This is a genomic window from Chryseobacterium sp. (assembly GCF_008831505.1).
In the GTDB taxonomy this organism is placed as follows: domain Bacteria; phylum Bacteroidota; class Bacteroidia; order Flavobacteriales; family Weeksellaceae; genus Marnyiella.
Window position 1 is genome coordinate 217,028 of sequence record NZ_CP044507.1, and the last position, 12,668, is coordinate 229,695.

Consider the following 12,668-nt stretch of genomic DNA (forward strand, 5'->3'; position numbering starts at 1 on the left):
AAATTTGACCACTTCAAAAAGCGGTTTCAGAATGTCCTGAAACCGTATTTTTGCTTGCTACATTTTACGCATGGAATTAAAAAACATCAGCGAAAGTTTACTCCCGGAACTTCTGCGGCTGAATTTCGGTGAAACACTTTTTTCAGAACTTGACAAAAACAGGGCGGTCACTGTAAAAGGATTTGCCGGCTCTGCACCATCTTTACTCGCTGCCGAATATTTTTTCGTACATAAGAAAAACCTCCTTTTCCTCGTGAATGACAAAGAAGAGGGACTTTATATTACTGCCGAGATGGAAGAGCTGGTGGGTCAGGAGAACGTTCTCTATTTTCCACCGTCCTATCTTGAGCCTTATCAGGTGGAGAAAGTTCAGAATGCAAACCTTGTTTTAAGGACTGAAGTTCTGAATTCTCTGAGTTCATCGACTAAACCACGTGTAATTGTGGCCCCGTTTGCTGCACTGAGTGAGAAAGTACTTCAGCAGGAAGATTTCAAGGCGATAACGCATACGATAAAGGTGAGAGACCTTCTGGATTTTGATTTTATACTGGAGCTTCTGACTCAGTACGAATTTCATCAGACCGATTTTGTGTCGGAGCCCGGTGAATTTTCTGTACGAGGCGGGATTCTGGATGTCTTTTCATATTCGGCCGAACAGCCATACCGTATCACCTTTTTCGGAAGTGAAGTTGAAAGTATTAAGGTGTTTGATCTTGAAACCCAGCTTTCCAAATCGTCGGTTCCGGAGTTTCAGTTGGTGTCCAACATGAATTTCACGGCGTCCGGTACCAAGGTTTCCTTTTTCAGCCTGTTGCCTGCCGATTCTGTTGTTTTTTCAAAGGATGCCTACCTTGGCATTAAAAGGATCCGTGACTTTTTTGCCAGGGCCGAGCAAAATTTCAGTGAACTCAGTACGGCTCTGAAACATAAGCCGCCGGCAGAACTTTTTATTTCTGAGACTGAACTTACCGAAAGGATAACCTCTTTCCCTGTTATCGATTTTACTGCACAACAAATCTTTACTTCCGGAGTATTCCAACTGAGCCAACAGCCGCAGCCGGTTTTCCACAAAAACTTTGAGATGCTTGCGCGGGATCTGAAGGAAAAGAAGGAGATGGGATATCAAACCTGGATTTCCTTTTCATCGGAGAAGCAGATGGAGAGGCTTGAAAGCATTTTGGAAGAACTGAACCACGATGTATCATTCCGCCCATTTAAAAGTGAGCTTCACGCTGGCTTCGTGGATGCTGACCTAAAGGTTTCGGTATATACAGATCACCAGATATTTGACCGCTTTCAGCGCTTTAAAGCGAAAAATAACTTCGCGAAATCTGAACAGCTCACCCTCAAAGATCTTCTTTCCCTGAAGGTAGGTGATTATATTGCCCATATTGACCATGGAATTGGAAAATTCATGGGTCTGGTAAAGATAAACAACAACGGCAAAGTGCAGGAATGCTTTAAACTCGTATACAAGAATCAGGATTTGCTCTATGTAAGTATTCATTCGCTGGATAAGATCTCCAAGTACAACGGCCCCGACGGCAAAGAGATCGTGTTGTCCAAACTGGGCTCGCCGGCCTGGAAATCCCTGAAGCAGAAAACCAAAGCCAAGGTAAAGCAGATCGCCTTTGACCTTATAAAACTTTATGCACAGCGGAAATCGGCCAAAGGATTCAGTTACGCACCTGATTCCTATCTTCAGAATGAGCTTGAAGCCAGCTTTATCTATGAGGATACGCCGGACCAGGAGAAAGCTACCCAGGATGTAAAGAAAGATATGGAGGCGCAAACCGTAATGGACCGTCTGGTTTGCGGAGATGTAGGTTTCGGTAAGACTGAGGTAGCCATCCGTGCCGCTTTCAAAGCAGCTACCGACGGAAAGCAGGTGGCAATGCTTGTTCCTACGACCATCCTGGCTTTCCAGCACTACAGGAGTTTTCAGGAGAGGCTTAAAGATTTCCCGGTCGCAATTTCCTACATGAACCGGTTCCGGACGGCCAAACAGAAAGCTGAGACACTGGCGGGTCTTAAGGACGGCAAAATCGATATTGTAATCGGGACGCATCAGTTGGTTTCGGATAAGGTTAAATTTAAAGACCTCGGTCTGCTGATTATTGACGAGGAACATAAATTCGGGGTATCTGTTAAGGATAAGCTAAAGACGATGAAGGCAAATGTGGATACCTTGACGCTTACAGCTACTCCGATTCCGCGGACCCTTCAGTTTTCCCTGATGGCTGCGAGGGATCTTTCTGTAATCAAGACTCCACCACCAAACCGTCAACCTGTGGAAACTCATATTGTAGGTTTTGATGAAGAGCTGATCCGGGATGCGGTTTCCTATGAAATACAGCGGGACGGTCAGGTATTTTTCATCAATAACAGGATAGAGAATTTGAAGGATATTGCCGGACTCATCCAGAGGCTGGTGCCCGATGCTAAGGTGATCACCGGACACGGCCAGATGGAAGGCAAACAACTGGAACAAAATGTCCTGGATTTCATGAACGGTAAATATGATGTGCTGGTCTCCACCACAATCGTGGAAAGTGGGGTAGATGTTCCCAATGCCAATACCATCTTCATCAATGATGCGCAGCGTTTTGGGATGGCAGACCTGCATCAGATGCGCGGACGTGTAGGCCGGAGTAACCGCAAGGCATTCTGCTACCTTATTACGCCACCGTTTGATATGGTAACCTCCGATGCACGCAAGCGGCTGGAGGCAATTGAGCAGTTTTCGGACCTGGGCAGCGGCTTCCAGATTGCCATGAAGGATCTTGAGATCCGTGGTGCCGGTGATCTTTTGGGTGCCGAGCAAAGTGGATTCATTAACGAGATGGGTTTTGAGACTTACCAGAAAATCATGCAGGAAGCTCTGGAGGAACTCCAGCATAATGAAGAATTTGAAGATCTTTTTGAGAATGAAGAAGACCGCCGGAAACTGATCAGTGCCACTAAAGAGGTAAATATTGACACAGACCTTGAGCTGATGCTGCCGGACAGCTACGTGCAGAGTACGGAAGAAAGACTGAGCCTGTACCAGAGACTCGCGGAAGTGAAGTCGGCCGCAGAACTGGCTGTATTTGAAAATGAACTGAAAGACAGGTTTGGTAATTTACCGCAGGAAGCCCGTAACCTCCTGAAGTCGGTTGAGCTGAAATGGCTTGCCGCTGAGGTTGGGTTTGACAAGTTAATAGTGAAGAACGGCGTATTCCTGGGTTACTTTCCGGCGAATCCGCAAGACAGGTTTTATCAGAGCGATAAATTCCGCCACATCATCACTTATCTGACTCAAAATCCGGCGGAGGCAACATTGAAGGAAAAGAGTACTAACGAGGGTACGCAGTTAATGATGCGAAAGGAAAAGGTTAAAAACGTAGATGAAGTAACTGCGGTATTGGAAAGAATTTTAAATTAAATTTTAAAGGAAGTGCGTCCGTAACATAAAATCAGTTAGATTTGTTTAAAATAAATCTAATATGAAAAAATATTTACTCTGGTTCGTCAGTTTCCCGCTGCTTGGTTTAATTCTCTCCTGTGTGCCGCCTGATCCTGCCATGGTGTACGGATGGAACACCAATACGCCTGCAGGAATTACCGGTCCGCGAATCCTCCATAAGATAGACAGTGCCAATGTGACACGTAAAGAATATGTATCATCGCCCTCGGGCGTACTGGAAACTGTAAAATATTATGATACCGATGACGTAATTAAACTTTTTTACAACAGCAATAATAAAGTCAGCAAAATGACGCTTACTGACCCGGACATGTCAATGGACCTCAATTTTTCATATAACAGCGCAAATAAGATCACCAATGCGGTTATGACTACCAAAATGAATAACAGCAATCAGACGGTGATGGAAGAGACTCATTACTGGCTGGTATACAATAATATTGGTCAGCTAATTAAGGCAGACTGGAAAAGCAAGCTCTTTCCTTCAATAACAGGACCTTTCACTCATTACGGTGTCATCAACCTCACCTGGGTTGGTGATAATATTGTAAAGGTAATGCAGAACAATTCAGGCATTATTCACCCGGACGGGAGCATGGAGCCGCTGGATCCTATGGCCTCAATGGTTTATAAATTTGAGGATTACGATAACAAGATAAATCCATACACTACATTACCCGCAGAATTCAATATTGGAATGGGTATTCTGGCACCGCTCACCTTTTTCCAGTGCAGTTACAATAATCATCAGAAACTGCAGATGGAATTTTTAAACATGCCGGTAACCACCTATGGAAATTATATCTATGACACCCAGAATTATCCCGTGTCAGATGTCAGCGGAGTTACGAAATATATCTACAAGCCGGTACAGTAACGGAAAAGTAATTTAATATAGCTGAAGGCGCATTTAGGTGCGGGGTCGGAAACTTTAACATCAAATTATTGCCTTATCTTCAGAAAAAAAAGTAGTTTTGTATGTTATAAAAATTATAAAATTTTAATATGAAGAGAATATTACAATTTTTCAGTCTGATAATAGGTCTGGCCGTATTTAACTCCTGTGCGGAATCTGATCCTGCCGCAGTGTATGGTTTTGAGGATCCCAATGACATTTCGGGACCCCGTATGATCAGAAAGGTAAGTGATAATAACCGGACAGTGGAAGAATATGAACCCAATAACGGCAAGCTTTTCAAGGTAGTGCGCAATGCTTATACGGGTACTGCTCTGCAGGAGAACCAGAGTATTATCCTTTATTATCTTGGTAACAGGATTTCCAAGATGGAAATCATAACCACTGTTCCAAGTGGTCCGGGCACCGGCCGCCACGTACTGATCCCCAATTATGACAATACAACCGGAAGAATGGTAAGTCTGATGAATGATTTCTATGTGGGAAATACGCATACGAACCATTCAATAAGTATATTCAATTATGACGGCACAGGCAGGGTAATAAACGCTTACAAGAAGACAGCTGCGGTAAACCCAGCTACTCCTAATGTGTATGTATATCCGAACACGGTTACAGATGCCATTACCTACGACGGTCCAAATGTTGCCAAGGTGGAATCAAGCAAAAATGTCCTGGACATCAATACGGGAGTTATTACCAGCAGTGTGAAGAACACCTACGAATATGTGAATTATGACTGGCGGAATAATCCTTACCTGGGCATTTCAGACAATTATATTATCAATATCGCCAGTGTGTTTCCGGAAATGTACGCTTATATGTCCGACAATAACCCTGCGAAACTGAAGTTCACATCCGGTTCTGCACCAATGGTTGAAACGGTTTATTCCTATAAATTTGATACGCATAACTATCCTGTGACTAACGGCTTCAGGTCCTTCACCTACCAGCCGGCACCGCAGTGATAGCATGGGTCTGCCTGAAATTCATGCATACCGCACTGCCGCATTATAAATCATAAAAATACAAACAACCGAAAATGAAAAATATATTATATCTATTTGTATCGCTATTCCTTGTCCTGTCTGTTCAGTCGTGTAAACGTATGGGCGATGACGACGGAAACCTTCTGAACGATATGGATTACAATCAGGGAGGTATAGGTGAAGACCGTTTCTTTTATCAGGAGGTAACCTCAGCCGATACGATTGCCGGATATCACTACAACGGCAGAAAGCTTGTGAAAGTAGTAGGTAACAATACGGTAACCAACATCAGTTATTCCGGAGACCAGATTAATAAGATTGACTTTACCGGAGTGGTAGCAGGCGACAGTATAATCTACGCTCAGCTGTTTAACTATGATCCAAATAATAATACAAAGCTTTCAACAATAACTGAAACCAAAACTGTTTATCCTAACATTGCAGCACAAACGGCACCTCTGGTATTCCAGAAATCCAGAGCCCTGTATTCTGTTAAATTTAATGCAAACTCAAAACTGGATTCAGTAATTATCCGGAGAGGAAATGAAGTACCTGCCCAGAATTTTGTATTTACATCTTACCAGAAGTCGGCTTATCAGTATGATACGCTATGGAACGTTACTAAAGTGACCAACACCTACGGTAATGTGGTTGGGAATGTCCTGGGTGCCGCAATGGTTACTGAGTCTTATGACTTCTCTAACTTTGATGATAAAAGAAGCCCATACTCGCTTCTTCCTTTCGGGTACCTGCTTCACAAAACATTTGAAAACTCATTCAACTCTTACCGGTTTTCTGTGAATAATCCAAAGCGCGTAATGTACACAAGTGACGCAATCCCATTGCCTGTTCTGTATAACACCTTGTATACGTATGATAAGCTTGGGTATGCCGTATCTGGTTGGGGATCCAATTATGAATACCGGCCTTTCTAAAACTGAAACTTTAACTACGGGAAATGTAACTGCATTTCCCTTTTATTTTTATTAAAATTATGATGACGGGAAAATTTAAGCAATTAGGTATTTCATTGGCAGCAGTCCTAGCGGTAACCTCATGTGCCGATTCATCGGGAGATTTAGTAGGTCTGGAAAACACCCTGCCCAATTACACCGAGGTGAAAGTTTTAAGCAAAGTAAATATTGCGGAAGCTGGTGCCACTCCGTACGATATAAATTATCTGTACAGCAGCGGAAAGCTTACTGCAGTAACTGCCAATAATAACTCAGCCTCTTACACTTTGGAATACAGTGGCACCCAGATTTCCAAAATCATTAAAACTGATATGCAGGGCACGCAGCCTCAGGTTATTACTTCAATACTCAGCTACAGCGGCAACGTGCTTACACAGATCACCGGTACCATTACAGACGCGGGTACGGTTTCCGGTACGTTCAAATCGGACCTGGTTTATACCGGTGCTAAACCCAGTCAGATTAAGACCACACTTTATCTGCCAGGCTCAACCGTTGAGGCGGGAAAGCTGACATCAGACCTGGAATATTCAGGTAACAATCTTTCCAAATGGGTTTACAGCGCTGAAGTAAGCGCCGGTCCGGTGGTGGTTTCTCCTGTACAGTTTACTGCCACATTCAGTAATTACGACGGTAATACCAATCCTTACCGTACACTGCCGTTTGCCTTTACAGTTGCAACAGCAAATTTTGATATAGACGGTGCCGGTCCTACTGGTCTTTCATCCAACAATTATCAAACGGTTACCATACAGACGGGAGCAACCTCACAGTCTGAGACTCGGACACATACCGTGGGTACAGCCGGATTCGTCACTAAAACCCAGTCACCTTCCGCAGCTTGGACTTTTGATTATCAGAATCTTTAATACGCTACAGAAGTAAATAGATCTCAACTTCGCCGAAGTTGGGATTTTTTATACATAAAAATTACTTTTGCAAACTATAAAAATGAAGGTCGTGAAATATTTGATTGTAGGACTGGGAAACAAAGGAGAGGAATACGCAGAAACGCGCCATAATATAGGTTTTAAAGTTGCAGAGAAGATTGCTGCAACCATTGAGGCTCCCTTTAAATCTGCTAACTTTGGCTGGCTGGCGGAAGGAAAATACAAAGGGCGCAAAGTCTTTATCCTGAAACCGGATACCTATATGAATCTGTCCGGTAATGCAGTGAAATACTGGCTGCAGAAAGAAAATATTCCGCTGGAGAATCTTTTGGTCGTTACTGATGATCTGGCACTGCCCTTTGGCACACTGCGCATGAAAATGAAAGGATCCGACGCTGGCCACAACGGTCTTAAGAGTATACAGGAAAAACTTCAGACGCAGAATTATCCTCGTTTACGCTTTGGAATCTCTGCGGATTTTTCAGAAGGGAAGCAGGTGGACTACGTTCTTGGGAGATGGGAGGAAAGTGAAAAAGAAAAACTTCCCGATCTAATCGGAAAGTTTTCTAATGCCTGTCTCTCATTTGTATTTGCCGGCATACAGAATACAATGACCGCCTTTAACGGTAAATAGAAGTTAAAGCCAGGTTACAACTCCGCTTTCTACACAGTAGTTGGCACCAACGATCTTAATGCTGCCTTCCTTTTCCAGATTTCTCAGCGTCTCACTTTGCGCCCGAATCTGGGAAATCGTACGCTTAATATTGCATACATTAAGCCTTTCAAGCAGATCTTCATTCGAGGAAGACCTTTCTTCTCCCTCGTTGATTACTTCATTAATGCATTCTTCGAAGTTGCCGATGAGGTGATTCAGGTTTTCCATGCCTAAACCTTCAACTTTTCGGGCGTCCAGACCACCTTTCAGGGCACCGCATTTACTGTGTCCCAGTACGACTACGAGTTTGGAACCGGCTACATTGCAGGCAAACTCCATCGAACCCAAGATATCGCGGTTCACGAAGTTTCCGGCAATACGAATGCTGAAAATATCGCCCAGGCCCTGGTCGAAAATAAGTTCGGCAGATGTACGGCTGTCAATGCAACTCAGAATGGCCGCAAAAGGCCACTGCCCGGCACGGGTGTCATTAACCTGCTCCAGTAGGTTACGGTTTACTTTAAGGTTCTGTACAAAGCGCTGGTTGCCTTCCTGCAGGAAAGTAAGTGCTTTTTCCGGGGTAGTTGTGGTTTGGGTTTCTAAAGTATGTGCTTTCATTAATTTTTATTGTAGGTTGTTATTCTTGAATTAAATTGCTCTGCGGTGTGCGATAATGATGTGTGAATCCTGATCTTCCGCATATTCTTTGTAAGAGGTTTTAAATCCAAGCAGATTGACCTCTATGTCTTCTTCCTTTGCTCGGATGTTGGCAAATTCCTGTATCATTTCCAGTATATCGGTTGCGATATAGGAAGTAGACCGTGCATCGATGCAAACCTTAGAATTAGGTTTCACATTTTTAAGTGTTTTTTTAATTGCCGCTTTGTTCAGGAAGGAAACTTCTTCGGCCAGTTTAATATTGATCTCATCGGCATCATTAAGCTGTTCGCGGCTCAGGTAGTATGCTCTTTTCATATTTCCCTGAAGGATGTAGAATACCGAGATCAGCAGACCAATACCGACTCCCTTAAGCAGATCCAGTGATACAACTGCAATAATCGTGGCAATAAAAGGAATAAACTGATATTTACCTTTCTTCCAGAAATGCATAATGGTCGCAGGCTTGGCCAGTTTATAACCAATGAGGATCAGAACTGCCGCCAGTGTAGAGAGCGGAATAAGGTTCAGTATGAACGGGATGGTAAGGACAGAAACCAAAAGCAGCCCGCCGTGAATCATTGTTGACAGTTTGGAAGTTGCACCTGCATTCGCATTGGCAGAACTTCTTACTACAACGGAGGTCATTGGCAATCCTCCGATAAGCGAGGAAAGCAGGTTACCGATGCCCTGTGCCCGCAGTTCACGGTTAGTATCGGTAATTCTTCTGTGCGAGTCCAGTCTGTCTGAAGCTTCAATACATAGAAGGGTCTCGATGGATGCCACTATCGCGATTGTAGCTCCAACTACCCATACCTGTACATTCAGGAACCCACTGAATGCTGGAAATACAAGCATCCCGCGGAAATCGTCCAGACTTTTTGGCACGGGCAGAGATACCAAATGTTCAGATCCGATAGCCAGGCTGCTGCCGGTAACGGTGAATAAATAATTAAGAAGTATTCCGGACACCACAGCAACGAGGGCCCCGGGAATCATCTTTATTTTCTTCAGCGCCGGAACATTATCCCAGGCCAAAAGGATTGCTACCGAAACAAGTGTCACTATTACAGCACCCGGATGAATTCCACCTGCCATTGCTGCCAGTGAGTTCAGGCTGAATCCGTCAGCTCCCAAAACAGAATCTGTAAATCCGCTTTCAAAGCCAAATGCGTTTGGAATTTGTGTTATGATGATGATGATACCAATACCCGCCAGCATTCCCTCAATCACATTAGTTGGGAAATAGTTGGAAATACTTCCTGCGCGCAGGAAGCCGAGTAGAAGTTGCAGAAGCCCGGCTATTAACCCGGCACACAGAAACAGCTCAAAGCTGCCCAGGCCGGTAATAGCGGTAAGTACAATGGCAGTCAGTCCTGCCGCGGGTCCCGATACGGATATATTTGAATTACTTAGAAATCCTACCACCAGGCCACCTATGATACCGGCTATGATTCCTGATAACGGCGGTGCGCCGGAAGCCAGTGCAATGCCGAGGCATAGCGGTAAGGCTACAAGAAAGACTACGAGTCCTGAAGGGAAATTCTCTTTTATCCCTCCATATAATGATTTTGCTTTTTTCATTTTTTGGTAAAGTGTTGAGCATCCGTTTAACAGATAAACAGTGCAGATTGAAAATTTAAAAAAGTGCACAGCATTGCTGTCCTGAATATCAATATCCTGGTCAGTTTACATGTGAAAATACTTCGTTAAAGTTCCGGAGGGGGAGAAAAAATGGAGAGAAAGGGGGACAGATGTACCGAATCATCTGCTAAGTGGAAAGATTTGCTAAGCAAATCTGTTCCGAACTTCAGGAAATCATTTATATTTAAAGTATTCGGTATTGTTTTCTCGTGCAGTACCAATGGTCCGTGCTGGGTTTCTTCTTCAGAGACCATAACAGTTGAAACCGGAATATCCCAACCCAATGTGACAGCCATACTGGGTAAGACCATAAAGTTGAGAAAAATCGCTAATGTGATTAGACTCCAGATCCGCATCGGTAAAGACTTTTTAATCAATGAAGTTCCTGTTTTTTTTCCTGCTCATCACCCAGTCGGAGTTCGTCAGGTTATATATTTTCTGAATATCCTTAAGGATACTCTCAAAATCAATTTCCTGGTCAATTATCCTGCCTGTCTTCAGGTCAAAGACCCAACCGTGTACGATTGGATATTCATCTACGAGATACTGTTCCTGCACGACGGCCATTTTTATGACGTTGATGCACTGTTCCTGCACATTAAGCTCTACCAGTCGGTTATAACGTGCTTGTTCGTCAGAAATCTGATCCAGTTCCGACTGGTGCAGCCGGTAAACATCCCGGATATTGCGCAGCCAGGGGTTCAGCAGTCCCAGATCTTCCGAAGTCATTGCAGCCTTTACACCGCCACAGCCATAATGTCCGCAAACAATAATATGCTTAACTTTTAAATGCTCTACCGCGTACTGAATCACCGCTGTAGAATTCATATCCAGGGTGTTAACCAAATTAGCCACATTTCGGGTTACGAAAACCTCACCTGGTTTCATACCCATCATTTCCTCGGCTGAAACCCTGCTGTCCGAACACCCAATATATAAATATTCCGGGCTTTGTGTTTCAGCAAGTGTCCTGAAAAAATCAGGATTTTCGGCAACCTTGCGCTCAACCCATTTACGGTTATTCTCGAAGATAGCGTCGTATGATTTGCCCATAAGCAATGATTCAATATTACAAAGTTATTCAATTACTGATAACTTTTTCGGAAATCCAATAGATTTTATTAATAATGCAAAAATAGAATATTTACCGTGAAACCCGATATTTTTAACAGCATTTAACGCGTGATATCTATTTAACAAGTGCCTTCAAATAGTCACCGTAGCCACTTTTGCCATATTTAGCGGCAGCTTCCAGCAATTGCGTTTCATCAATAAATCCTTTTGAAAAAGCGATTTCCTCAATACACGAAATCTTAAAGCCCTGACGTTTTTCCAGTACTTTCACAAATTCAGACGCTTCATGGAGCGAATCAAAAGTTCCTGTATCCAGCCAGGCAGTACCACGCGACATCACTCCCACCTCCAGTTGCCCCATTTCCAGGTAAATGCGGTTCACATCAGTGATTTCGAGTTCACCTCTCGGTGATGGTTTCAGGTTTTTTGCAATTTCAACTACAGAATTGTCATAAAAATAAAGCCCCGGCACAGCGAAATTTGACTTCGGATGGTCGGGTTTTTCCTCAATGGAAACAGCTTTAAATTGTTCATCAAATTCAACAACTCCATACCTTTCAGGATCTGAAACCTGGTAGGCGAAAACGCAGCCTCCTTTTACCATGGTTTTACTTTCCAAAAGTTTGGGCAAACCTGCACCGTAGAAAATGTTGTCGCCCAGAACCAATGCTACTGAATCGTCCCCAATAAATTCTTCGCCTAAAATGAAGGCCTGTGCCAGGCCGTCCGGCGTGGGCTGAACTTTATATTCGATCTTGCAGCCAATCGATGAGCCGTCGCCCAGAAGCTTGATGAACCCCTCCTGGTCATGCGGTGTGGTGATGATCAGAATGTCCTTAATCCCCGCCAGCAGGAGCGTAGACAGAGGATAATAAATCATTGGTTTGTCATAAACCGGCATAAGCTGCTTGCTTACAGCGATCGTTAACGGATAAAGTCTGGTACCGGACCCACCGGCTAAAATTATTCCTTTCATTTTGTGTTGTTATTTTGTTAGAAGGTTAGAAGGTTAGGAAGTTTCAGTATAGGGGAAACGCTATTCCTTCAAGCTTGCTATTAAACGCACTAACATGTTTTTTATAAAATAAATTCTTTCTACAATTTCTTCATTTTTTTTCATAAAATGCAGACGTTCTGCTATTTCCAGCTGAGTATCCAGTTCGCTAAGAGAACCCAGTGCGATATAAAGAAAACGTTTCAATTCCGCGCTTCCTTTTCTTCCACAGCCTTCGGCAATATTTGAAGGCACGGAAACTGCAGCTCTTTTTAGTTGACTTGTTAGCCCATAAATTTCTTCCTTTGGAAAAACAGCAGTAGCACGATAGATCTCTTCAACAAGAATCATGGATTCCTGCCAAACCTTTAGATCCTTATGTGACCGAACATCCATCTCTTCCACAGGT

Annotated in this window: 12 protein-coding genes; 6 read left to right on the forward strand and 6 right to left on the reverse strand. The window is 43.6% G+C overall.

The genetic code is table 11. From position 1 onward, the window contains the following. Nucleotides 1-70: 70 nt before the first annotated feature. From mfd to pth, 6 genes are all read left to right on the forward strand, one after another. Nucleotides 71-3,424 carry a transcription-repair coupling factor gene (gene mfd, locus F7R58_RS01030; RefSeq protein ID WP_158063173.1) on the forward strand — a complete coding sequence of 1,118 codons (3,354 nt, stop codon included), beginning with the start codon at nt 71-73 and terminating at the stop codon, nt 3,422-3,424. Between the two features lie 61 nt (nt 3,425-3,485). Then, a complete protein-coding gene (locus F7R58_RS01035) occupies nt 3,486-4,343 on the forward strand; it encodes a hypothetical protein (RefSeq protein ID WP_158063174.1) in 858 nt (285 codons plus the stop codon). A 128-nt stretch (nt 4,344-4,471) separates the two neighbouring features. Then, entirely contained in the window at nt 4,472-5,350 is an 879-nt protein-coding gene (locus tag F7R58_RS01040; protein WP_158063175.1) for a hypothetical protein, read from the forward strand. A 74-nt stretch (nt 5,351-5,424) separates the two neighbouring features. Continuing rightward, the gene (locus F7R58_RS01045; protein ID WP_158063176.1) at nt 5,425-6,306 is read left to right on the forward strand and encodes a hypothetical protein; all 882 of its coding nucleotides are present in this window, start codon (nt 5,425-5,427) and stop codon (nt 6,304-6,306) included. Between the two features lie 59 nt (nt 6,307-6,365). Further along, nucleotides 6,366-7,214 carry a hypothetical protein gene (locus F7R58_RS01050; RefSeq protein ID WP_158063177.1) on the forward strand — a complete coding sequence of 283 codons (849 nt, stop codon included), beginning with the start codon at nt 6,366-6,368 and terminating at the stop codon, nt 7,212-7,214. A 91-nt stretch (nt 7,215-7,305) separates the two neighbouring features. Next, nucleotides 7,306-7,869, forward strand: coding sequence for an aminoacyl-tRNA hydrolase (pth, locus tag F7R58_RS01055; protein ID WP_158063178.1), 564 nt, complete (start codon nt 7,306-7,308; stop codon nt 7,867-7,869). A 3-nt stretch (nt 7,870-7,872) separates the two neighbouring features. On the opposite strand, the gene F7R58_RS01060 is transcribed toward pth, so the two are convergent. The 6 genes from F7R58_RS01060 to F7R58_RS01085 all read right to left on the reverse strand — a co-directional run bounded on the left by F7R58_RS01060 (nt 7,873) and on the right by F7R58_RS01085 (nt 12,655). Continuing rightward, nucleotides 7,873-8,508: a carbonic anhydrase gene (locus tag F7R58_RS01060; protein WP_158063179.1), complete on the reverse strand. Its 636-nt coding sequence runs from the start codon at nt 8,506-8,508 to the stop codon at nt 7,873-7,875. A 30-nt stretch (nt 8,509-8,538) separates the two neighbouring features. Continuing rightward, a complete protein-coding gene (locus F7R58_RS01065) occupies nt 8,539-10,131 on the reverse strand; it encodes a SulP family inorganic anion transporter (protein WP_158063180.1) in 1,593 nt (530 codons plus the stop codon). Nucleotides 10,132-10,256: 125 nt separating this feature from the next. After that, the gene (locus F7R58_RS01070) at nt 10,257-10,502 is read right to left on the reverse strand and encodes a hypothetical protein (protein WP_229723827.1); all 246 of its coding nucleotides are present in this window, start codon (nt 10,500-10,502) and stop codon (nt 10,257-10,259) included. A gap of 58 nt (nt 10,503-10,560) precedes the next feature. Then, nucleotides 10,561-11,244, reverse strand: coding sequence for a carbonic anhydrase (locus tag F7R58_RS01075; RefSeq protein WP_158063181.1), 684 nt, complete (start codon nt 11,242-11,244; stop codon nt 10,561-10,563). A gap of 136 nt (nt 11,245-11,380) precedes the next feature. Beyond that, complete coding sequence (gene rfbA / locus F7R58_RS01080; protein ID WP_158063182.1) at nt 11,381-12,241, reverse strand: glucose-1-phosphate thymidylyltransferase RfbA; 861 nt, start codon at nt 12,239-12,241, stop codon at nt 11,381-11,383. Nucleotides 12,242-12,301: 60 nt separating this feature from the next. Next, nucleotides 12,302-12,655, reverse strand: coding sequence for a four helix bundle protein (locus F7R58_RS01085; protein ID WP_158065331.1), 354 nt, complete (start codon nt 12,653-12,655; stop codon nt 12,302-12,304). Nucleotides 12,656-12,668: the final 13 nt, after the last annotated feature.

Excerpts from the sequence above, each read along its gene's own strand:
- F7R58_RS01085 (WP_158065331.1), bottom strand. The coding sequence starts at position 12,655 with ATGGATGTTCGGTCACATAAGGATCTAAAGGTTTGGCAGGAATCCATG.
- F7R58_RS01070 (WP_229723827.1), bottom strand. The coding sequence starts at position 10,502 with ATGGTCTTACCCAGTATGGCTGTCACATTGGGTTGGGATATTCCGGTT.
- rfbA (WP_158063182.1), bottom strand. The coding sequence starts at position 12,241 with ATGAAAGGAATAATTTTAGCCGGTGGGTCCGGTACCAGACTTTATCCG.
- F7R58_RS01050 (WP_158063177.1), top strand. The coding sequence starts at position 6,366 with ATGATGACGGGAAAATTTAAGCAATTAGGTATTTCATTGGCAGCAGTC.
- F7R58_RS01065 (WP_158063180.1), bottom strand. The coding sequence starts at position 10,131 with ATGAAAAAAGCAAAATCATTATATGGAGGGATAAAAGAGAATTTCCCT.
- mfd (WP_158063173.1), top strand. The coding sequence starts at position 71 with ATGGAATTAAAAAACATCAGCGAAAGTTTACTCCCGGAACTTCTGCGG.
- F7R58_RS01040 (WP_158063175.1), top strand. The coding sequence starts at position 4,472 with ATGAAGAGAATATTACAATTTTTCAGTCTGATAATAGGTCTGGCCGTA.
- F7R58_RS01060 (WP_158063179.1), bottom strand. The coding sequence starts at position 8,508 with ATGAAAGCACATACTTTAGAAACCCAAACCACAACTACCCCGGAAAAA.
- F7R58_RS01035 (WP_158063174.1), top strand. The coding sequence starts at position 3,486 with ATGAAAAAATATTTACTCTGGTTCGTCAGTTTCCCGCTGCTTGGTTTA.
- F7R58_RS01045 (WP_158063176.1), top strand. The coding sequence starts at position 5,425 with ATGAAAAATATATTATATCTATTTGTATCGCTATTCCTTGTCCTGTCT.
- F7R58_RS01075 (WP_158063181.1), bottom strand. The coding sequence starts at position 11,244 with ATGGGCAAATCATACGACGCTATCTTCGAGAATAACCGTAAATGGGTT.